At 39.8% G+C, this 23850-nt stretch carries 15 protein-coding genes; 9 read left to right on the top strand and 6 right to left on the bottom strand.

Going from position 1 to position 23850, the window contains the following annotated elements; genetic code table 11:
- Window positions 1–505: 505 nt before the first annotated feature.
- A complete protein-coding gene (locus E2I05_RS15910) occupies window positions 506–2872 on the bottom strand; it encodes a phosphoketolase family protein (RefSeq protein ID WP_121854803.1) in 2367 nt (788 codons plus the stop codon).
- A 445-nt stretch (window positions 2873–3317) separates the two neighbouring features.
- On the opposite strand from E2I05_RS15910, the gene E2I05_RS15905 reads away from it, so the two are divergent.
- The 4 genes from E2I05_RS15905 to E2I05_RS15890 all read left to right on the top strand — a co-directional run bounded on the left by E2I05_RS15905 (window position 3318) and on the right by E2I05_RS15890 (window position 7158).
- A complete protein-coding gene (locus E2I05_RS15905; RefSeq protein WP_121854804.1) occupies window positions 3318–4751 on the top strand; it encodes an alanine/glycine:cation symporter family protein in 1434 nt (477 codons plus the stop codon).
- Window positions 4752–4762: 11 nt separating this feature from the next.
- Window positions 4763–5533 carry a peroxide stress protein YaaA gene (yaaA, locus tag E2I05_RS15900; protein WP_121854805.1) on the top strand — a complete coding sequence of 257 codons (771 nt, stop codon included), beginning with the start codon at window positions 4763–4765 and terminating at the stop codon, window positions 5531–5533.
- A gap of 182 nt (window positions 5534–5715) precedes the next feature.
- The gene (locus E2I05_RS15895) at window positions 5716–6348 is read left to right on the top strand and encodes a hypothetical protein (RefSeq protein ID WP_121854806.1); all 633 of its coding nucleotides are present in this window, start codon (window positions 5716–5718) and stop codon (window positions 6346–6348) included.
- Between the two features lie 396 nt (window positions 6349–6744).
- Complete coding sequence (locus tag E2I05_RS15890; protein ID WP_121854807.1) at window positions 6745–7158, top strand: hypothetical protein; 414 nt, start codon at window positions 6745–6747, stop codon at window positions 7156–7158.
- Window positions 7159–8111: 953 nt separating this feature from the next.
- On the opposite strand, the gene E2I05_RS15885 is transcribed toward E2I05_RS15890, so the two are convergent.
- Window positions 8112–8999 (bottom strand): RING finger protein, encoded by an 888-nt coding sequence (locus E2I05_RS15885; RefSeq protein ID WP_121855299.1) that lies wholly within the window; start codon window positions 8997–8999, stop codon window positions 8112–8114.
- Window positions 9000–10143: 1144 nt separating this feature from the next.
- On the opposite strand from E2I05_RS15885, the gene ltrA reads away from it, so the two are divergent.
- Complete coding sequence (ltrA, locus tag E2I05_RS15880) at window positions 10144–11424, top strand: group II intron reverse transcriptase/maturase (RefSeq protein WP_133309744.1); 1281 nt, start codon at window positions 10144–10146, stop codon at window positions 11422–11424.
- Between the two features lie 507 nt (window positions 11425–11931).
- The gene (locus tag E2I05_RS15875) at window positions 11932–15996 is read left to right on the top strand and encodes an ankyrin repeat domain-containing protein (protein WP_133309743.1); all 4065 of its coding nucleotides are present in this window, start codon (window positions 11932–11934) and stop codon (window positions 15994–15996) included.
- Between the two features lie 134 nt (window positions 15997–16130).
- Here E2I05_RS15875 and E2I05_RS15870 read toward each other — a convergent pair whose 3' ends face one another.
- Together E2I05_RS15870 and rpsT are read right to left on the bottom strand one after the other, a co-directional pair.
- Entirely contained in the window at window positions 16131–17531 is a 1401-nt protein-coding gene (locus E2I05_RS15870; protein ID WP_121853277.1) for a M28 family peptidase, read from the bottom strand.
- A 388-nt stretch (window positions 17532–17919) separates the two neighbouring features.
- The gene (rpsT, locus tag E2I05_RS15865) at window positions 17920–18186 is read right to left on the bottom strand and encodes a 30S ribosomal protein S20 (protein ID WP_121853276.1); all 267 of its coding nucleotides are present in this window, start codon (window positions 18184–18186) and stop codon (window positions 17920–17922) included.
- Window positions 18187–18494: 308 nt separating this feature from the next.
- Here rpsT and murJ point away from each other — a divergent pair, with 308 nt between their 5' ends.
- Window positions 18495–20060: a murein biosynthesis integral membrane protein MurJ gene (murJ, locus tag E2I05_RS15860; protein ID WP_121853275.1), complete on the top strand. Its 1566-nt coding sequence runs from the start codon at window positions 18495–18497 to the stop codon at window positions 20058–20060.
- Window positions 20061–20080: 20 nt separating this feature from the next.
- A complete protein-coding gene (locus tag E2I05_RS15855) occupies window positions 20081–20518 on the top strand; it encodes an acyl-CoA thioesterase (RefSeq protein ID WP_121853274.1) in 438 nt (145 codons plus the stop codon).
- A 56-nt stretch (window positions 20519–20574) separates the two neighbouring features.
- Here the strand turns inward: E2I05_RS15855 and E2I05_RS15850 are convergent, their stop codons facing one another.
- A complete protein-coding gene (locus E2I05_RS15850; RefSeq protein ID WP_121853273.1) occupies window positions 20575–21240 on the bottom strand; it encodes a sterol desaturase family protein in 666 nt (221 codons plus the stop codon).
- An 891-nt stretch (window positions 21241–22131) separates the two neighbouring features.
- Between E2I05_RS15850 and E2I05_RS15845 the strand changes: the two genes are divergently transcribed.
- Window positions 22132–22638 (top strand): hypothetical protein, encoded by a 507-nt coding sequence (locus E2I05_RS15845; RefSeq protein ID WP_121853272.1) that lies wholly within the window; start codon window positions 22132–22134, stop codon window positions 22636–22638.
- Between the two features lie 307 nt (window positions 22639–22945).
- Here the strand turns inward: E2I05_RS15845 and E2I05_RS15840 are convergent, their stop codons facing one another.
- Complete coding sequence (locus tag E2I05_RS15840; protein ID WP_121853271.1) at window positions 22946–23848, bottom strand: LysR family transcriptional regulator; 903 nt, start codon at window positions 23846–23848, stop codon at window positions 22946–22948.
- Window positions 23849–23850: the final 2 nt, after the last annotated feature.

The following is a 23850-nucleotide window of genomic DNA, read 5'->3' as shown; positions in this document are numbered from 1 at the left end:
ATATTTAGCCATTTGAAGTAAATGGAGCGCGTAATCACTTATCTAAAGTGTGTTGTTATTTTAATTACTCCGAGTTTAATTCCTCGTCCCTTGGAGCGAACTCACACAAAAGGTTTGTGTGTTGTCATACCTGTGTAGGTTGGTATTCAGCGACTTTCACTAAACAATAAAAAGACGTTAGATTACCGACATACAAAATTGTCGTTACTTTGTTTCTTGCCTTCTCTGGAGTGATGATAGCTTGCCCCTCAGAGGTGGGATGATTCATTTTTTATTGTTTTGTTATTTTATGTATACAAATTATTATAGTCAGCTTCAAAAAGGATAGAATTCAAGTACAACTTTATTCAGTATATATTCAGAAAAGTTAATAAAGTGATAAGTCTTATAGTGGGAAATTTACAGTTTAGGGTGAAAAAATAAAAAAATTGGCTTCGATTGAATAAATAGGTATAAAAAAGCCTTCGTCAATGCGAAGGCTTAGTGGCTAAGATGTGCTGTTTGCTTATCGAGTCCAGACCCAGTTTTCGATGTTTTCAGGATCTACACCGTGGGCTTTAATGTAGTTACGATGCTCAACTAAACGTTGCAGCATATCAGTGGTGATAGCGACATGTTGAGTCTCATCAATAACACCTTGCTGGAATAACTTATAAGCCATATCGATAACTAAATGGTAACGAGAAGTACCATTACGAACACCCATATCAAATGGTGTTGTAGTTGAACCTTCCTCTTCGTAACCTTTAATACGGAAACGTTTGCTGCCCTTATAATCAAATACAAGTTTCTTAATAGTATTTGGGTAACCGTGATAGTTGAATACCACACCTTTATCAGCGGTAAATACTTCATCCATCAACCAAGGTTTAGCTTGGAACTCAAGGCTGCCTAAACCGCTGCTGGTGAGTTCAGTAACACTGACAAAACGAATGCGTACTTTTGGTAGCATTTCACGGATTAGAACCAGTGAAGCCATTGACTCTTGTGTCACATAATCACCACAAGCTGCCATGACAACATCTGGGTTTTCGTCCGAAGCAAAATCCCAAACCATAACACCGTCTTTTGCTTGTTTACGCGCCTCTTCAAGGTTAAGCCATTGTGGTAATTCTTTTTTACCTGCAACAATAATGTTTAACTTGTCGCGACCGGCATAAGCTTGCTCTGTGTAAACGAGAGTGCTGTTTGCATCAGCAGGTAAGTAAGCTGAAATGATCTTAGGATGTTTCTCTAACATTGCGCCCAAGAATGAAGGGTTTTGATGCGAGTATCCGTTGTGATCTTGACGTTCAAGCAATGAAGATAATACGACGTTACATGACGGCAAAGGTTTGCGGAAATGCACACCTTGGCTAGCATATACGTATTTACAATATTGATCTGCCATTGATGAAATTACTTGTGAGAATGCTTCGTATGTTGGAAGCATGCCGTGACGACCTGTTACGGTATAACCATGGAGCATACCGAACAATAAGTTTTCAGAGAGTAGTTCAACGACACGACCATCACGTGCCATGTCTTTGTCCCACTCTTCCATAGGCCATTGCCATGCACGAGCCGTTTCTTCGAATACCGCTTGTAATTGGTTTGAATAAGTTTCGTCAGGACTGAAGATACGCAGATTACGCTGGTCACGGTTCAGTTTGAATGCGTCACGCATCCATTCGCCCATTTTATTCATAGAATAACCGCGCTGACCACGAGGAACTTCTGGACCATAGGACAACTTATTCAAATCAGGATTGGCTAAAGCTCTTACTACTTCACCACCGTATGCTAAATGCTGGCGACCACAACATATTTCTTTTGTTGGGATTAATGATTGAATGTCCTTATCAAAAATAAGTTCACCTTGAGCATTCATTTCGTAAAGCTCGTTAAACTTGTAGCTTGCTAACCAAGCATCAAGAGCGTCTAGGTGCTGTTTGTTTGTCGCACACTTGTTAACAATCACTTGGTGAGAATCGCAGTTTCCTGCCAGTTTTTCACCGTTGTCTTCTTCTACACCTGTCCAACCTTTAGCGGTACGCATTAAGATAACAGGCCAGCGTGGCTTAACAATATCTTCACCCTGACGAGCGCGTGCTTGAAGATCGTTGATCATGTCATAAGAGGTATCCATAGCCTGAGCCATCTGGATATAAACATCTTCTTCTAGCTCATCATCAACAATAATTGGATGATAACCTAAGCCACGGAATTCTAATTCGAGTTCTTCATGACTCATCCGTCCCATACGAGTTGGGCCAGAAATCTTATAACCATTGATGTGAACAATCGGGAGTACTGCGCCATCGGTTGCAGGATTTATGAGACGGTTTGCATACCATGATGCCGCTAAAGGCCCTGTTTCAGCTTCACCATCACCAATCAGTACAGTCGCAATGAGATCTGGGTTATCTAAAACCGCGCCAAAGCCTACTGATAATGAATAACCTAATTCACCACCTTCAAGAATTTGTCCAGGAGCTTCAGGGTTGGCATGAGAAGGGTAACCGTATGCTGCTGAAAATTTATTACAAATATCTATGAGGCCGTCTTCATTGTATGGAATAACGTCTGGATAGTAATGACTCAGTGAACCTTCAACAAAGAGGTTTGCTTGAACAGCAGGAAAACCGTGACCAGGGCCTACTAGGTAGATAAAAGGGCGATTTTTATTAACGATTAATCGATTGATATTGGCATAGACAAAGTTAATACCAGGACAAGTTCCCCAGTGGCCCAGCAGACGAGGTTTAATATCATTGTGTGATAATGGTTTTTTATGTAGCACATTGTTTTTTAGGTAAATCTGGGAAGTTGCTAAAAAGTTGGTAGCTCTTACGAATTTTTTTAGAGCGGTAATCTCTGTTGCTTGGGTCATGTTAGCCTCACTGGAGCAAACTGAATTAAAAAACGAAAACCTATATCTACTATAGATGTAATTTAATTACGAAAATGTGTCCTACTTCCAATTTTTTGGCTTTGGCAAGAATATTTTGAAAAAATGTTGTTGCTAAAGATATCAACAATTCCATGTAATCAAAACTGACAATAGCGTATCCTTACTGGAGTTTCGATATGTCGTTGGTGAGGCATTCAAACAAGTGTGAGCTTGATCACAGGTGAGAATTCAAATACTGTGATCGATTAAATAAAATTTTCATAAATGTTTCTTGATGAGGTTTCGGTCGAGCTCACATTTATAAGGATTTTTATACTCATCGCAATAGTGAAGTGCGTAGGGCACATTAACAAAAAAAACTACGATAGTTGATTATTTCGATTGGTATTACTTTGTGTGAATGAAAAGGGATATAGTAATAATTATGCTGGAAATGATCGTTAATTTTTTAAATACATTGTTGTGGGGAAAGCTACTGGTTTATGGGTTAGTAGGCGCTGGATTATTCTTCACAATACGTCTTGGGTTAATACAATTTACTGGTTTTAAGCATGCTGCTAAATTGATGATGATCAGTCGCCAAAACAGTGGTGATGGCCTATCTTCTTTCCAAGTTTTCTGTACCAGCATGGCGGCAAGGGTTGGCGCTGGTAATATGGCTGGTGTCGCGGTAGCTATTGGTGCTGGTGGACCCGGTGCGGTTTTTTGGATGTGGCTTATTGCTGTGCTTGGTATGGCTACATCAATGATTGAGGGAACCTTAGCTCAAGTCTATAAAGTAAAAGATGATGATGGTGAGTTCCGTGGTGGTCCTGCTTATTATATGGAGAAAGGGCTTGGCCAACGCTGGATGGGGATCCTGTTTTCAGTTCTGTTAATTTTATCTTTTGGCCTAATTTTTAGTGCCGTACAAGCGAATACCATGACCAGCGCATTAACGAGCATTTTTGATGTTAGCGAAATGGGTGTGGGTATTGCTGTTGTTATAGCAACGGCTTTTGTTATTGTCGGAGGGTTACGTAAAGTTGCTCACGTTTCTGAGGTGCTCGTGCCCATTATGGCAATGGTCTATATTCTCGTGTCGTTCATTATTGTGCTAATGAATATCAGTGAATTGCCTACTGTATTTATGCTTGTCATTAAAAGCGCATTTGGTTGGCAAGAAGTTGCAGCAGGTGGTGTGGCTTACGCTATTTCTCAAGCTATGCAAGCGGGTATTGCTAGAGGCTTGTTTTCAAACGAAGCGGGTATGGGGAGCGCGGCAAATATTGCAGCCAGTGCCACACCTAATCCTAATCACCCTGCGTCACAGGGCTATATACAAATGATGGGAGTATTTATTGACACTATCGTTATTTGTACTGCTACAGCCGCTATTATTTTATTAGCCGGTGATTTAGGTAATGAACATGACGGTGTAGCCTTAACTATTCATGCTTTGAATTCACACATAGGTGAGCTCGGTAGTATGTTCTTCGCATTTGCTATTATGTTGTTTTGTTTTACTTCTATTATTGCTAATTATTCATACGCGGAAACCAACATACTATTTATTATTAGACATAATAAACTTGCCATTCATGCTCTGCGGTTTGGTGTATTGGGTATGGTAATGTTTGGTGCGATAGCTAAAATTGGTTTAGTGTGGGATTTAGCCGATGTAGCAATGGGGTTAATGGCTATTGTGAATATCATAGCGCTGTTACTGCTGTCAGGTGTCGCGGTTAGTGTAATTAAAGATTACCGTAACCAAATAAAATTGGGCGCGCCCCCTGAATTCAATTCTGATAAGTTTCCAGAGATAAAGCCACACCTTGAAGAAGGTATTTGGAAAAACACATCGAAAGCTGAAGAATAAATGGAGTTAAGATGTTAGTACTTGTATCTCCAGCTAAAACGCTGGATTTTGAAAACCCATCACCAACACAAAAATACACTCAGCCGCAGTTGCTCAAGTACAGTGAGCAGCTGATCAGTGTTTGTAGAGAGCTAACCGCAATAGATATTGCCAAGCTAATGAAAGTCAGCGATAAAATTGCTGGACTGAATGTGGCACGATTTACTCAGTGGCAGCCTAATTTTACCCTCGATAATGCTAAACAAGCCATTTTCGCTTTCCGTGGAGATGTTTATACAGGACTCGATGCCGACAGCTTAACGGCTAATGAACTTGATAAAACTCAAAGCACTTTGAGAATACTTTCAGGCTTATATGGTGTGCTTAAACCGCTTGATCTAATGCAACCATATCGCTTGGAAATGGGCATTTCTCTTGGCAATGCTAAAGGGAAGAATTTATATCAGTTTTGGGACAGCAGAATAACTGAGACGCTCAACACAGAACTAGATGACGACACAATTGTTGTTAATTTAGCATCCAACGAGTACTTTAAGTCTGTTAAACCAAAGTTGCTTAAAGGAAACTTAATTACGCCAGTGTTTAAAGATTGCAAAGCGGGAAAGTATAAAGTTATTAGTTTTTATGCCAAAAAAGCACGAGGTATGATGGCGCGTTTTATTGTTCAAAATGATATTCAAACTCGTGATCAACTAGAAGCTTTTGATGCTGTGGGTTATCGCTATAGTGCAGAGGAGTCTACTTTTAATACGCCTGTTTTTTTAAGGGCAGAGCAAAGCTAAGTTTGCGATATTAAACTTGAGGTTTTGATTGTTTGGAGCTGTTTTCAGTTAGCTATTTTTGTTTTTTAGGATGAACATTGTAATGGCTAACTGAACTCTTACTGAATATACATTACGCACCTCTGAATAAAAAAGTCATCTGTGTTAGTTTCGCCATATCAATTGGCAAAAAGCAGTTGTTCATGAGTTTTTCACCCAATATTGAAACACGTACTAAGCCGAGTTATGAAGCACAGTTAAATGGAAATATGACGACGGCGGGAGTAAATGGAGAAGAAAATCCCCCTGTTTTCCGACCCGATCAAGTTGCTCTAAATATGGATGAAGACAGTGTCATAATACCTACAGGTACGGAGGGCGCAATCAGCACAATGCAAGCAAGACGAAGGGAAGCTTCAGCTGCAGGAGTATTAGCGTCAGTTACTGGTTTAGCCTTATCAATGCTTGCACTGGTTTTCATTGCAAAAAATGATATTTTGAGTGATAATCTCGAACTCTCTGCTTTAATTACTTTTAATGACCTATTATATACAGTCAATCAAGCACTTGGCTCTATGGCTCCTGCACATCAAATGCCACTGGGCGGAGATTCAATCGCCAATTCTTTTTTTATTATTTTTACGCAAATGCACGCAATGGAAGCTGTTGATGCAAAAAAAACGAGTTTACTCATCTCCTTGGTTGTTCGTTTATCTCTTGCTAAAAGCACACTGCCATCTTGTGGCTACTTTACGAAAGCCCTAGAAAATATCTATCAGAAAACTATGAATGGTTGCAAAAGAAAGATGTTTAATGATTTTGATAAGTTTGCATAAATGTGTCGTGAGGCATAAAGAATTATATTAAATTGCCGCTAATTTTATGCGAAAATACACTTTTTGACCCAAAGTGTACCGACTATATTAATGCTAATTCAGTACATTACCTTCACTTCACACTTTGAAAAAGGATGCTCAGTATCTTTATTTGATGCGAAGCATCATTTTGATAAAAAATTCTTCGAAGTTTCGAAAGTCGTGGGTTTATTGAATAGTTTATTCTTACCTTTAACAGCGAATATTTAGCCCTATTTAAAAACTAAAATTTTTACTTGATGTCATAAGATAAGCAAATAAAGACTCTCAAAAGATTAATACAATTTCATCTTTGTGTTTTTAACTGCTTTTTAATGTATAAGGATATTAACGACGTCAAACCGCAGTAGTGAAAATATGGCAAGCAACATTCAACCAAATGCCTCGCTTTCGCAGTACGATCCATTTTCTATTTCACATCAAGAAATTGAACCGCCATACGTACCTAAATTGAGCTGCGAATTTAAGCAGAATTGGCCTATTTATTCTGAGTTGATCGCACATATTGGAAAAATTGCGCCTGAAATTTCCCTTAAACAAATAGGAGAATTTGCTCAAGGCACTGATGAAGAAATGCAAAATACTACTCAAAATATGAACCTAGATGCTGAATACACCCCAGTAGCACTCTGCGTCATTATTGGTAATTTTGCTAAAAGAGCTAATTTAAAAGATTTTTTAAAACCTCTGTACCAAACACTATCAATTAAACAATGTAAGGAATTTACGCTGAAATTACTCGAAATGGAAAATAAGTTGGAGATTAGTTAATAACTTGAAACTGACGGATTTATGCCCCAAACCAAGCGAGCAAAGCCTATTCATAGCGATATTGTTTCTAATGGTTAGTCCTTAAAAACATGATATTAGGGGGCTGAGTTGTGACGAAGCAGACCTAATGGCTAGGGTTTATAGTGGTTCGTTCTATAAATATTCATCAAGTGCTGTTGTGGTGAAACTCACTATTTGTTAATTGGCTTAATCTCTTCGGGTTTAATTCCTCGCACCTTGGGGCGAACTAACCTGTGAGACTTCTGTGTTGTCATACCTGAGAAGGCGGGTATCCAGTGACTTTCTTAAAAAAAACAAGGGCACTAGACTCCTGCTTTCGCAGGAGTGACGATAACGTAAAACGATACCTCGCCCCTTGGGGCGGGATCTTTCATTTCAGCTTTTTTCTCAATTTGCGCAGTATGCGGTTATTCTACTTGCAAAAGTTATAACGCAGATAGCAGCCATTTTAGCAAGCTTGTGAGCGTAGAGCACTTCACTCATTGGGTGAAAGCCATGATGATAAAGTCATCTTATTGCTCAAACAGTTACTCATATACTCAGCGTTCAGCTGATGTTTTTACCGTAAAAATAGCCGCTAACACCTATTCCCAAGCCTGTTAGTGAAAGCATAAAAGCTAAAAATCACTTCGCCTTTAGCTTAGGTTGGAAATAATCTTCAAATCTCAGCGAATACAATTTTCATGGTGTAGGGTGATAGAAAAATAGTAGTCAAAGTAAACGCATATGACATCTATGCCTATCATGAAAGTTTAGGTTGAAGTTACTTTTTGAAATGCATGCATGAAGGCGTTATGGAAAATAGGATTGTTAATTATCGAGTTTTTCAGCATCAGTTTAATAAGGGATTACCGCTTCGAGACCAGAGTTAACTGCATTAGAAAATAAGGATCAAAAAGTTTCTATTTTAGTTGGAACGGTGCTAACCTGCTTTAGCTCTTCTTTTCCTTTAATAGGTTCGCTTCAGTTAAAAAAGATTTGGCTTCAATATAACCACCATCAAATGAATACGTTAAAATATCTACAGCGGCTTCAATCCAAAGAGGATCGGTACGAGCTTTTTCTAGACATTGTTTTCCGTCTAAAAATTTCGCTTCAGCCAAAAGAGGTTTGGCTTTAATATAGCCAGCATCCAATGAACGCTTTAAAATATGTACAGCGGCATCAATCCAATTAGGATCGGTATGAGCTTTTTCTAGGCAATGTTTCCCGTCTAAAAAGTCCGCTTCAGCCCAAAGAGGTTTGGCGTTACTATAACCAGCATTAAATGAACGCCTTAAAAGAGTTACAGCGCCTTCAATCCAACTAGGATCGGTACGAGCTTTTTCAAGGCATTGTTTTCCGCCTAAAAAGTCTGCTTCAGCCAAAAAAGGCTTGGCTTCAGAGCAACCAACGGTTAACGACATTTTTAATAAATTTATAGCATCAGTAATCAAATCAGGATTGGTACGAGCTTTTTTCAATTGTTTTTTCCCTAATAAAAGCCATTGGGTAGCTTTGTCTAAATCTTTACTTGGATTAATACTCAACACTTCTAGAGCATTCCCCATTTTCAAAATATCTGTTTTACACACTGTACAAGTAAAGGACTTATCATTAAATTCTAAGGTTGATTTAGCGTATTCTTGCAAGCAAAATAAATGAAAATAGTGGTTTTTTGGGCAAGGGTTTGTTTTGGTTATTTGGTAAGCTTTATTTTTGAATGCACCTAAACAAATAGGGCATTTAGGTTGTTTTTTTAGAGATTCTATATCTTTAGGCGTAACTTCGCCCGACACAAAAGAGTTTGTTGCGGGAGAAAATACTTGAATAGCGGCCATAAAATACTTTTTTGATAAAAATTAAAATTATTGTAAACCAAATAAATATTTTATTAAGTTAAAAAAAATTAACATAATTCAACGTTGTGCGCACTTCTATTATATCTACTGCAAGCTTTAAAGTTGTATTTTAGGGCTAATCGTGGCTTTCAACAATTTGATATTCATAATTTGGTATGGATATTTTTCATGAGAACATTTAATTATGAGCTTTGGGTGAAACTCGCTTATGTCCGTATTTTGTTCGGTATGATTTTTTATTACTTCATTTCAGCTTTTGTGTCGAAATAGCCTCAATAATCCTAAAAACATCAGTTGAACGCTGAGTATATGAGTAACTGTTTGAGCAATACGATGATTTTATTATCATGGTTTTCACCCAATGAGTGAAGTGCTTTACGCTCACAAGCTTGCTAAAATGGCTGCTATCTGCGTTGTAACTTTTGCAAATAGAATAAATATTTGCTGCAAGCTACGCCTTACTATCAGCCATTTTTTCTACGCTTGAGAACGCAGTCAACTGATGTTTCTAGGGAGCGCCACGAAGCGCTTTATTCTGTTGCGGGATTTGTCTCAACGTATACGCAGCCAAGCGATTACATGGCCATAAACCAGAGACAGCAACGTTATTATTTATAATAAGTCCATCAGGTTGAAACGTACCTGACGGGATAATTACCAGTTCATCCCGAAATCTGACGGGCATGCATAATGGGTAACCGCTATGACATGAAGCCCTGTGACAAAGGCCTTGAATAAAGGTTGAGATGCAATGTAGGCCGCAGCATCAAGCGAATTCAGTTAAGCGTCGTAAATCAAAAAATGAAGATGGGGAGTCTTTCCTAGTTGACGAACCCTGACACAAACAGAGAAGCAACTGGTAAATGCATCTGTTTGATCTTCCGGCGTAATATGAAGTGGCATGTATTGAAGGAAATAAAGTGAACGTGGGAGAGCCTGAGTGTTGGAAGGTAGTGACTTCCACTATCCGAATATAAGGTAAACCGAAATTTCAGATAGGGCGCTCAGGCAGTCGGATGAGCCCATAGTACCGTTAACCGTGAAGACAACATAACTTTACATCAGGGAAGGGGCTCAGTGTTACACCCGTTTTTTAACGTAACTTTTGAGGTGAAATTGCCATATGGCTAACACTCCAGTAAATATCAGAATATTACAGCGAAAACTTTACTTACGCTCAAAGCTTAACTCGGAGCTTCGATTTTACAGCTTGTACGATAAACTCAGTCGCCTAGATATACTCGAAGAAGCCTATCGACGATGCAAAGCCAATAAAGGCGGAGCAGGAATTGATGGCATCACATTCAGTTATCTAGAGCAGCAAAAGAAAGTCGTTGCGCTGTTAAAAGAAATTCAAACTCAATTACAACAGAAAAACTATCGACCTAGCCCAGTCAAACGAGTAGAAATACTCAAAGACAACGGCAAAACGCGGAAACTTGGGATCCCGATAATCAGTGACAGAATTGTGCAAATGGCGATGACAATAGTGATGCAACCCGTCTACGAACCTCATTTACATGAACACAGTTATGGTTATCGTCCATGTCGAAGCGCCCAGCAAGCGGTAAAAGTCATTGAAATGAGCCTAAAACAAGGCTATCAGCACGTACTCGATGCTGACTTGAGCGCCTATTTCGATACCATCCCGCACGCTAAGTTGATGGCAAAAGTAGAAAGGCGAATAAGCGACAGCAGCTTTCTGAGTTTACTGAAAAGCTTTATCAAAGCGCCCATCAGCGTAGAGACGGTCAACGGGAAATGGCGAATAGAAGCAAGCCGATGTGGCACTCCGCAAGGTGGAGTTATCTCTCCACTACTGGCTAACATCTATCTCAACGATTTCTGTTTGAAAATACACGAAAAAACACCGTGTAAAATCGTTACCTATGCAGATGATTTTGTTGTACTTCATAAGCAAACCTACACACAAGAGCAACTGGACTGGATAACACAGCAATTAAGTGATGAAGGTCTGAAGCTAAATCAAAGTAAAACCCACTGTGTGGATATGGGAAAGCTGATGAATGAGTTTGATTTCCTCGGTTTTAACTTTCAACGGATCACAGGCCTCATCAAAGGCACCAGTTACATCAAGATAGAGGCGTCTAAGAAGAGCCAAACAAAGCTGAAAAATAAAATCAGAGACATAGTGAAACACCGAACCTCAAATACACTTGGCGTACTGATAAATAAGGTTAATCAAGTTCTGAGGGGATGGAAACACTATTTTGGTGGGATAGGTTATCCCAGAGGTGTATTTTTCAGAATAAATGGATTTGTAGTAAACCGGTTCTATCGCTGGCATCGTCGCTTAAGTCAACGTCGAAGCAAGTATCTATCACGAGGTGCTTACGAAAAATTACGCCAAGCTGGTCTTGAGTATTTACCCACGACAAGATGATAAGCAAAGTGAAGGGGCTGAGAGAAGTGTAACCTACATGATTCATAGCCTTGTTGTCAAGGTATTTCTCTACATCACTGTGCTTAGAGTTTTGTTGTTCGGATTCAATGAGTCTGTTAACCATTACGTCTTGCAAAATTCGGGTTTAAGAAAAGAACAAAAAGTCTTGGCAATTAACGTGTTCTGCTTATATAGGGGGTATATTGGTAAGCAGTTATATATAAGAGATAGGTATTAGCATTAAACTAAATTTTGAAAGACGCTTCATATTGACCGCTTACAAAAGTTGCGGAAGAAAGTATACCAATGAGTTCTCGTCACTCCAGCGCAGGTTGGAAACTAAGTAACGACAATTTTGTATGTCGGTAGTCTAGTGCCTTTGCTTTTTCTTTTTCTATAAAAGTCACTGGATACCAGCCTTCGCTGGCATGACAAAGATTGGTACTTTCTAAATCGCTAGATCCCTTACAATTTATCAACCATCGAAGACAAAGAATTGGAACGTGAATGTGCAATCCCCTAGGCACCGTCAGCTCAAATACTTCAATCGCTGCACAGTTAGACTTTCAGCCTCAGCAGGCAAATCTTGAATCAAACACTGTTAATATTGACGGTAAGTTGTTTATGGTCAGCCCGCTTGGGCAATATGATGCATTCCTCAAATTTATTCGTGATGAAGAAGTAACGGAAAAACATGCTGAACTGGAGTTACCTGATGATATAGCGAAGTTACCAGGGGCAAATTTTGATGAAAAATTAACAGGCGTGATAATGCGGGCTGAGCAACAAGGGAGGGCCATTCTAGCTCGGGACACCAAAGGCAGGGAGGATTATTTTGCGCGACTCGAAAAATTAAAGACGCATATTATTGGTCAGGTCAATTTCGCTCAACAATTACCGGAAGACGCCTTATGCTTTCTTGTTGAATTTTCAAACCGACTGAACGATATGAAACTGTGGCCTGAGTCACAGCAGCTGCTTCATCTCGGTGCCTTTCCTATGGCGGTTGAAAGCGAAGGTGAATGGCTGTGCATAGACGGTCTTCGAATTCGTTTGGATTTGTGTGATAGGCCATCGACAACGATTTTTAATTTATTGTGTCGGGATCAAATGGGTGACGCATTACTGAAGTTAACTTCAAAGGTTAGGTCTAGCTATCGGGTACATTTAGCGGCGGCGGTACCTTGGTTGCTTACGGGGATCGACTCTCAGAAAGACACTCATTTTAAGTTGCCGTTGCACGACCTATGTGCGTCAGATATTTATGATTTACTTCTCACAGCCCCAGAAGATTATCACCGCCGTTTATTGAGCAGTATTGACGATTATTTGGAATTATCGCAGCAGGTATTATTTCTGAAAGAGCAATACATTCAGTCAGAGGATGATGATGATCTGTTAATTGAAATGAATGACATAGTTGATCGGTTAAAGGAAAACGCTTGGTCTGCGTTATTAAAACTTGCTCCTAACCATTTTTATTATGGCAGCCAGACAAGAGATAGCATCAGTAATGAGATTTTAAAGCGCATTCACACAGACCAACAGCTAACACTTTTTTTAGAAAGTGCATTTATACCGGAAAAGCCTGAGCTAACGGATTACACTGGCAATGTCAGCCACTGGTGTAAAAAACTTTATTGTGGTGATTTTTGTGCGCTGGCAGCACTTGTTGTTTACTGTCTTCCCGTGTTTGATAAACGTCCGTTGATGATGTGTTTATTGTCACATACATGGCAGAGGCTCTACAGTGATACGTTATGTAGGCACCTTGAACAGTTAAAAGTTCAGTCGGAGTTTGTCACTGTTTGGAGTAAGCAAATTGTTGAGCGATTAACTGAATTTAATGCAAAATACGATGATGTAGTAGAAAAATACCTGAATAACAGAGAGTGTTGGCAAACCTTACCGTTAAACCGTAAACAAGACTTATTGCAGCAGTGCATCTCAGGCGGCGTCAGTTTTTCTACAATACAGGCGCTTCGTAACTCTGGAGCAGATGAGGTGCATTTAAATTCACTTGATTGGCGAGCTTGGGTAAATTCAAGAGACTGGCCAAAATTAATTCATTTATTGAGTCATCAGGTTAATTTCAATGAAGTAATACATTACGCTTTACCAATCCTTAAAAATGATAATCAACTGTTGCATATCGCAGCGTACTTTGGGCGAGCGGATGTGGTGGAAGCATTATTGAAAACTCCGGATATTGAGGTTCATAGCGCTAACAAAAACGGGTATACGCCACTGCATGCGGCTTGCCGTCTTGGTAAGGAGAAAGTGGTGAAGGTACTTCTGAATTATAAGGGGCAGAACCCTGAAGCTGACATCGGGCTGACTAGGGAACATCCAACATCTAAGAGTACGCCACTGCATGAGGCTTGTAACGCTGGTTACGATGGTGTGGTGAAGGTACTGCTGGATTATAAGGGGTTGAACCCTGAGGCTGATATAGGGCTGACTAGGGAGCATTCAGAATCTAAGAATACGCCATTGCATGTGGCTTGTATTGCCGGTAATGATGGTGTGGTGAAGGTGCTACTGGATTATCAGAGGCTGTACCCTAAGGCAGATGTAGGGCTAGCAAAAATCCACGCCAATATCCCTAATACGCCACTGTATGAGGCTTGTATCGTCGGTCATGATGGAGTGGTGAAGGTACTGCTTGATTATAAAGGGCAGCATCCTAAGGCTGATATCGGGCTAACTCGGGAGCATCCAACATCTAAGAGTACGCCACTGCATGTAGCCTGCTATATGGGTAAAGAGAAGGTGGTTAAGTTACTGCTGAACTATAAGAGGCAGAACTTTGCGGCTGATATTGAGCTGATCAGGGAGCATCCAACATCTAAGAATACGCCACTGCATGAGGCTTGTATCGCTGGCCATGATGGCGTGGTGAAGGTACTGCTGGATTATAAGGTGCAGAACCCTGAGGCTAATATCGGGCTGTTCAGGGAGCATTCAGAATCTAAGACTACGCCATTGCATGCAGCTTGTATCGGTGGTCATGATGGTGTGGTGAAGTTACTGCTAGTTTATAAAGGGCAGCACCCTAATGCCGATATCGGGCTAATCAGGGAGCGTTTAACACATAAGACTACGCCACTGCATGCAGCCTGTCGTCTTGGTAAAGAGAAGGTGGTGAAGGTATTGCTAGATTATAAAGGGCAGCACCCTGAGGCTAATATCGGGCTAATCAGGGAGCATTTAATATATAAAAATACGCCACTGCATGAGGCTTGCACCTCCGGTCATGATAGTGTGGTGAAGGTTTTGCTGGATTATAAGAGGCAGCACCCTAATGCCGATATCGGGCTAACGAGGGAGCATTCAACAAATAAGAATTCGCTACTGCATGAGGCCTGTGTCGCTGGTCATGATGGCGTGGTGAAGGCACTTCTGGATTACCAAGGGCAGTACCCTGATGCTAATATCGGGCTTATCAGAGAACATTCAACACATAAGAATACGCCATTGCATGTGGCCTGCGGTCTTGGGAAAGAGAAGGTGGTGAAGGTACTTCTGGAATATAAGGGGCAGCATCCGAATGCCGATATAGGGCTAACCAGAGAGAATTCAACAAGTAAGAATACGCCACTGTTTGAGGCTTGTGTCGCTGGTCATGATGGTGTGGTGAAGGTACTGCTGGACTATAAGAGACAGTACCCTGAGGCTGGTATCGGACTCTCAAGAGAACATTCAACACATATGTATACGCCATTGCATGAGGCTTGTAGCGTTGCTCATTATGGCGTGGTGAAGGTACTGCTGGATTATAAGGGACAGCACCCGAATGTCGACATTGGGCTGTTCAGGGAGCATTCAATAAGTAAGAATACGCCACTGCATGAGGCTAGTGTCGCTGGTCATGATGGTGTGGTGAAGATATTGCTGGATTATAAGGGGCAGTATCCTGAGTCTGATATCGGGCTAACTAGGGAGCATTCCACAAATAAGACTACACCACTGCATGCGGCCTGCAATCTTGGTAAAGAGAAGGTGGTGAAGGTATTGATGGATTATAAGGGACAGTACCCTGAGGCTGATATTGGGCTAGCAAAAATGCACGCCATCGTCTCCAATACGCCACTGCATGAGGCTTGTATCGATGGTCATGATGACGTGGTGAAGGTACTGCTGGATTATAAGGGGCAGCACCCTAATGCCGATATCGGGCTAATCAGGGAGCATTCAAAATCTAAGAATACGCCACTGCATGGGGCTTGTATCGCCGGTCATGATGGTGTGGTGAATGTACTGCTAAATTATAAGGAGCTGCACCCTAATGCCGATATTGGGCTGACCATGAAGAATTCAAATACTAAGAATACGCCACTGCATGCGGCCTGCAGTCTTGGTAAAGAGAAAGTAGTGAAGGTACTACTGGATTATTTATCCACACATCCGATAGATTCTATTCGATTGTTTAGTAAGGAATTTGGAAGGTCACCGCTAATACTGGCACGTAAATATAAGCATAAGATTGTAGTTGCTCTCATACTCAAATGGAAAGGTATTGAGTTGGTGTCCACAAAAGATAAAATAGGTGTGTTTTTTACTAAAAAATAAAAAACATAAGCAAGTGTAACGTGCTGATTTGTAGGTTAAATTTGCTTTGCTCGGAAATGTGCTGTGTTTGGTAAGATAAATTTTTATTCGACTACAAGATGGGAGGGCTAAAGCCCTCCTTTAGAAGAATGTAATTATTTTTTCTTAATTGGTCTCAGATCAGTTGTAGATTGTGCCATCAAATAAGCAAACTGGGTATAAGCGGCAATATTTTGTGCTAAAGCTTTCGGATCGATTTTATCAATCGTATCGTTTGGCGTGTGGTGGTAATCAAAGTAATCACGACCATCTTGACGCAGTGATGCTACAGGCACGCCAAGTGATGGCATCATAGAAACATCAGGCCCACCTCCGGCTTCATTATTGCCAAGCTCAACCCCATTTATCTTCATGGAAGACAGTTCATTTTTAACTTGTTCAAATTTTTGCGGTGCGACATTAACATCGATTCGATAAATATAACCAGCACCAAAATCAGACTCAGCGGCAATGTAGTGATTATTCAGTTCATTCTTGTGAGTTTTGACATATTGCTTACCACCGATTAATCCAAGCTCTTCAGCTGCATACAAAACAACTCGAACAGTGCGAGCTGGGCGAGTAGGTAAATCTAAAATATGTTTACCAGCGGCCATTACAATACTAACACCAGCACCATCATCTAAAGCGCCAGTACCTTCATCCCATGAGTCAAGGTGGGCACCAATTAAAACAATCTCTTCAGGTTTGTTTTGCCCTTTTATCTCACCAATTACATTGTAAGAAGTCGAATAACCTAAATGTTGAGGTGAAAGCTTAAGTGAAATAACCACTTTTTTATCACGCTTTAATATTGCATTCAGCTGGTTGGCATCTGGAGCAGATAAAGCGGCAGCTGGAATTTTCTTTATGCCATCTTTGTAACGCATTGCACCCGTGTGAGCCATACGGTCATGATCGGTTCCAATTGAGCGAATCACAATGGCTACAGCGCCTTTTTTAGCAGCTGCAATAGCACCTTTTGAGCGTCCTCCGACGCTTTTTCCGTATCCGTTACCAGCTTTATGGCGCTCTGTTTTTTGATCAATAAAAACAATTTTACCTTTCACCTGAGCAGGCTCTGCTTTTTTCAAGTCTGCCAGAGTATGAAAGCGGACAATTTCAGCTGTTAACCCGTTTTCTGGGGTTGCAACACTTCCACCTAGAGCCGTGATAACCAGAGGTTGAGGGAAGGGGCTGACAACTTCAGCACTGGCATCGCCACGACTCCAAACAGGCACTTTTACAGGCTCTTTGTAAACCTTGTCATAGCCTAGTGATTTGAATTTATCTTCAGCCCATTTTACGGCAACCAAATCATTTTTGCCGCCAGCTAAACGAGGACCAACTTCAACCGTTAATGATTCAACGATATCATAGCCAAGATTACTGTTTACTGCTGATTGTTGTAGCTGATGGCTAGTTTTGTTGTCTTGATATTGAAGGTTGCTTGATTGGCATCCTAATAAACTTGTTATGATAATTCCGGCTAGACTCAACGAGGGTAGGGTTTTCATCGGTATCCTTTTATTATTTTACTTTACAGTCAGAAGATAAGGGGCTGTTTATCTTTCGTGATTATTTTTGCAGCGATAAATTGGTCGTTTTATACAAGACAGAGCTTGTGCGGTTTGGTATTCCAAATAAGCAAGCGATAACGCAGTAGAAATGACCAATTTACGCTGTCTTAGATGCTTTTGAGCGTTCACTGTTCTGTGTTGTAACCCGTTTACTTAGATGACTAAGCTTCACTGCTTACGCCTTGAACAGATAAACGCTCAAATAGCACAAAATTTAATCCTGAAAGATAAACAGCCCCTAGTTTAATTGAAGTGACTAAAGAATAGAATTTCAGGTATAAAAAAACCGGCCTAAGCCGGTTTTTAATTTCACAATCAACAAAAATTAAGCAGCAAGTGCTTTGATTCTTGTGTTAAGACGTGCTTTTTGACGGCCAGCCTTGTTTTTGTGAATTAAACCTTTCGTTGCCATACGGTCAATGATAGGTTGTGCTGTGTTAAATGCTTCAGTAGCAGCAGCGTGATCGCCTGATTTAATTGCAGCGATAACTCTTTTTACGTATGTGCGTAGCATAGAGCGACGACTAGCGTTGTGTTGACGACGCTTTTCAGATTGAAGCGCGCGCTTCTTTGCAGACTTGCTATTAGCCAAGGTGCAACTCCTAAAAACTGGATTTGATACTTTATTAAGGCCGAGGAATATGCCCGATTATTACTAAAATGTCAATTAGATTGAGATTAAGAATAATCGATCCCGAAAGATTTAGCGCTCATCGACCGAGCTCGTGTAAAATGTGGCGCAATTCTACCAGCAAATTATTCACCTTGCTAGAGATTTAATGGTGTTTAAAGCCGATAGTTTCATTCTGTTTTGTTGAAACACTGAAATCAGGTCAAACCGCTGTTATATTCGGGTATTATGAAAAAAATAATTGTTATGTTGAGGTCATTGGAGGCCGTTTGAGTAAAAAGTTATTAAGATCGGGGATGATCGTCAGTGTCATGACCTTAGTTTCACGAGTGCTAGGACTCGTTCGGGATGTTGTTATTGCCAATTTAGTTGGTGCTGGTGCAAGTTCTGATGTATTTTTCTTTGCGAATCGTATTCCCAACTTTTTGAGGCGCCTTTTTGTCGAAGGTGCTTTCGCTCAAGCATTTGTGCCTGTATTGACTGAATATCAAGAGAATAAAACTTCAGCAGAAACCAAAGAGTTGATAGCAAAAGTGACGGGCACTCTCGGGGTGATTATTTCCATAGTGACTTTAGTTGCGGTCATTGGCTCACCTATTGTTGCAGCTCTTTTTGGCGGGGGCTGGTTTTGGTCTTGGGTCAATGATGAACCAGCAGGTGCTAAATATGAACTGGCATCATTATTATTAAAAATCACTTTCCCTTATCTTTGGTTTATTACTTTAACGGGATTGGCGGGATCCATTTTAAACTCGCGTGAAAAGTTTGCTGTATCTGCATTTACACCAGTGTTTCTTAATGTCGCCATTATATTAGCGGCTATTTTTATCTCTCCGAAGCTTGAAAACCCTGAAATAGGATTGGCATTAGGTGTATTTTTTGGTGGTTTGGTTCAATTTTTATTTCAACTTCCTTTTTTATATAAAGAAAAGGCATTGATTAAGCCTTCATGGGGCTGGAACCATCAAGGCGTGGTTAAAATTCGCACACTTATGATTCCCGCATTATTTGGTGTGTCGGTGAGCCAAATAAACCTTTTATTTGATACATTTATAGCAAGTTTTATGATGGAAGGTTCGATCAGTTGGTTATATTATTCTGACCGACTACTTGAGTTTCCACTTGGTTTGTTCGGAATTGCTATTGCGACGGTTATTTTACCAGCTTTATCGAGAAAACATGTTAAAGATGAAGTGGCTGGATTTACACATACCATGGATTGGGGAGTTAAAATTATTTTGATGTTAGGCATACCAGCAATGGTCGGTTTAATAATGTTGGCTAAACCAATGTTAATGGTGCTCTTCATGCGAGGAGAGTTTAATTTTGAGGGTGTTGAACGAGCCTCGTTGAGTTTAATTGCGTATGGCAGTGGTTTATTGAGTTTTATGATGATTAAAATTCTCGCGCCAGGATATTATTCAAGGCAAGATACTAAAACACCAGTGCGTTATGGCATTATCGCTATGGTTTCAAACATGGGGTTTAATATTGTTTTTGCCATACCTTTTGGCTATGTAGGTTTAGCTATTGCGACATCACTTTCTGCGCTGCTAAACGCATCGCTTTTATACCGCGGGCTACATAAAGCAGGTGTATATCGATTGTCAATATCCACCTTAATTTTTGTTTTCAAAAACGTGTTAGCTGTGGCCTCAATGATAGGATTATTGCTATATCTCATTCCATCGGACAGTATTTGGTTACAATATTCACTTGAGCAACGGATTGGAGAATTGACAAAATTGATTGCTTTAGGTGGCTTAGTATACGTTTGTGCGTTATTACTTTTAGGCATTAAGCCGTGGAAGTTAAAGCCTGAGTTGGATGCTTGAACTTGAAAAAAGGGGACGATATGAATGACTTTGTAGAACAATTTAAATCAGTCACTGAAATACCTGTTGCATGGGGCGAGCTCGATGCGCTTAATCATGTCAATAATGCCGTTTACTTTCGATACTTTGAAACAGCTCGGATAGAAGCCTGTACGAAAGTTGGTGTGCTTAATTTAAATAAAATGGATAAGATTGGACCTGTATTGGCGGATACCTATGCCAAATATAAACGTCCTGTCACCTTTCCTGACACATTGTTAGTTGGTATCTCGATTTGCCAAATAGAATCCGACCGATTTACCATGGAATACACGGTATTTAGTAAGCAACAGCAAGCGATTACAACCAAAGGAACATCAACGATTGTGATGGTCGATTATGCTTCAGGTCGGCCGGTCGATATACCTTCTGAAACGATGGAATTATTAAACGAATATTCGGAATTCAAAGCCGATTAAAAGTTGAGTGTTTATGTCGATACAGGATAAACACTCAACTTTGCTTCGGGAGTCAGTTAGCGCTTAGTTTTTTCCCATTGAAGGGTGCCTAATAACAGGTCAAATATAGGCAAAGTAATATTAAAGTTCTTTTTAGCCATGATATTTCGTCTGTGATGAAGGTTGTGCAATTGCCTTAACTCGCGCCAAATAGGGATCTTTTCAACAAGACTGCCGTCGGGCAAGTGATAACTAAAATGCATAACTTCATAAAATAGATAACCAAAAATGCCACCTACTGCCATTAAATAGGCTGTGTTGGGGGAAACGATAAAGTACAACAGAGAGCCAATAGGTAAAATTAAGCCAATCAGAAAGGCAAAAATCAAATAAACTGGAAAAAGCACAACCCGCCAATCATTTTTTGATTGAAATGGCATGTGATCTTCTAAGAAAAAACTGTGATGATCGCCAGTATGCCTTTGATAAAAAAGCCCGCCTAATTTAGTTCTAAGGTGCCCAAGCCAGCGGTGAGCTGCATACTCAGCAAAATTCACAACAATAATTGTGATTGGTAATGTTAGCCATTCAAAGAGTGATATATCACTTAGCTGAACTACAGAATAACCAATAGCGGCTAATCCAACAGTTAATACAGACAACATGTGTAGCCAGCCGTTATACCAATTGCTGATGTTAGCGCGATAATTTTTTCGAAAAGCTTCCATCGCTTTTACGCTCATAAGTTAACCTTGTTGTTGTTTTTATAGGATATTAATCTGAGCTTTGCGTTAGCAAGCCTCTACAGCACAACTAATTATGTGAATTCCAGCGTTGTAATTGCTTAAAATAGCACGCTATTTCTTCACAACTACACCTTGAACTTCAAATAATTAGCAGCACAGTAGATAAAACTTTAAGATGTGATGTAAATCAAACTATTATTGATTTCGTTACGTAAAACTCAGATTATTTACTCTACATGACTTTATCGAAAAGTAAAATTAGAGGGTGTAAAACTTTTAAGATTTTTTTACAGCGAAACTTTGACTACTTTATGAAAGATAATCTAATGTGCTGCTGTAACTTTTGCAGCGAAATAAGCCCGCTATCATACCCTCGAACTTCATTGTATCTCTGCCAAAAATTAACCACACATTCAGGTAAAGATAGGGGCTGTGCTGTTTGGATGCTCTAAAAAAAATGAGCTACTCTTGTGAATAACATCTTGTGCTTACCAAAATATCAGGCACAGTAATTTGTCAAAAGACAATATAGATTTAGAGTTTATTTATGCTAAATTTGTTCAGAAAAAAACAGTAAATGTTATCTTTCGTAGGATTGCAGCATTGGTTAATCCTAGAAACATCAGTTGATTGCGTTCTCAAGCGTAGAAAAAATGGCTGATATTAAGACGTAGCTTGCAGCAAGTAGTTATTCTACTTGCAAAAGTTACAACGCAGATAGCAGCCATTTTAGCAAGCTTGTGAGCGTAGAGCATTTCACTCATTGGGTGAAAAACATGATAATAAAATCATCCAATTGCTCAAACAGTTACTCATATACTCAGCGTTCAACGGATGTTTTTAGGTTAATGCAAGGCAGGTATCTACCTTCTATATAGGGCTATTATTATGGCTAGATGCAGCATATATGAAAAGGCTAGCACATTATATGAACACAATAATTCGGCTCCGTTGACCTCTCTAGCTAAGAAAGAAAAAACCACATTGTCAGAAAGTGTTCGTCCCACTTCTGCATCTTCTGAAGTGAGTCAATTTTTTCAAACGACCGAGCTTTGGACTCGGTTAAAAACGTCAACGATAAAAGACAAAGGGTGGGTTGTAGAAATAAAATATCCATGTAATTCAAACTGGTCTGAACAATTAGCGCAAGCTTTGATTTACAATAATGGAACAGCTTCAATTAGTGAAATATATGACTATCTTTTAACTTTAGATACAAAGGAATTTAAAAAAAGATCTGAAAGCGAGGCAACAAAAATGGTATATGACCGCGTGTTAAAGCAAAAATTCTTTCAAGTTATACAACAATTTCCCAGAAAAAATAGCGTGGTTAATTTTAATTGTGATAGCAAATATGTTGAAATAAAGAACAGACCATCAAAATCAATAACATAATTTGATAGTTTTTATCTCCGATGACACCGGTAAAATTATGTTTATACCAATTACAGTAATTAAGTGCTCAACTCAGAGCTATGTATGTGCTCAAAGTGCAATCGAAATTGATGAAGGCATAGTTGTTCTACGTCAAGCCAATTTTGAGAAGTAATTTGAGCACATACAAGCTCCCGAAGGGCAAGGCTAAAGGGTTCCATTACTGTGTTACAAGCACTTGAATTATCCCGATAGTACTTCGAGCTTGTGCCTTGCACTGAAACCCTTTAGCTCTTGCTGAGTGAGAGATTAATTACTGTAATTGGTATTACTCAATATCAAGACCGACGATGTTCTCAGCTAAAAAGTCCAGAAAAACACGAGTCTTTGGTGAAATCAGATCTCGTTTTAAATAGATGGCATAAGTGGCGGTGAGTTTTTCATAAGGGCTGAAGGTATGCTCTGGCATCACTCTGATTATCGAACCTTCGGCTAATTCATTTTTAACAGCCCAATAAGGCATTAGTGCCAGTCCAGTATCATTTATCACCAATTGTTTTTGGCCATTTACTGAGTTGACTGAAATCGCATTATTAATGGTTATTTTTGTTCTTTCTTCAGCCATTAAAAACCAATCTTTCCAACGGGAATAACTGTAGCGTATACATTGATGTTCGATTAAGTCTTCTGGGCGATGAGGCGTCCCTTTCTTTGCTAAGTATTGGGGGCTAGCGCACAGAATAAAGTTATTGAAAGCTAATCGTTTGGCAATCATTGTTGAATCGGGTAATCGACCACTACGAATGGCTACATCAATATTTTCTTCGACAAGGTCTACAACACGCTCAGTTAACTCAAGTTTTACATCAATATCGGGATGCAGAGACATAAATTTGGAAACAAGTGGTAGCACAACGCTTTCACCAAACCCTACGGTCATACTTATCTTAAGTTTACCTTTTGGCTTTTCTTGTAAGTCGTTTATCGCTCGTTTTGCTTCATCAAACTCTGACACAATGCGTTGTGAATATTCATAGTATTTATGGCCAGCTTCTGTTAACCCTGTGTTTCTAGTAGTTTTATTTAAAAGGCGAACGCCAAGTTCTTGTTCAAGAACCGCTAACTGTCTGGAAATAGAAGAAGGTTGAATATCAAATATTCTGCTGGCTTCAGAGATACTCCCTGTCTCTACCACACAGTTGAAATACAGCAGACGATTGAGTGAGCTCATTA

It is taken from the genome of Parashewanella spongiae, from assembly GCF_004358345.1.
Classification (GTDB): domain Bacteria; phylum Pseudomonadota; class Gammaproteobacteria; order Enterobacterales; family Shewanellaceae; genus Parashewanella; species Parashewanella spongiae.
Note: the sequence above shows the minus strand (reverse complement) of the source record. Positions and strands in the feature narration are given on the sequence as shown.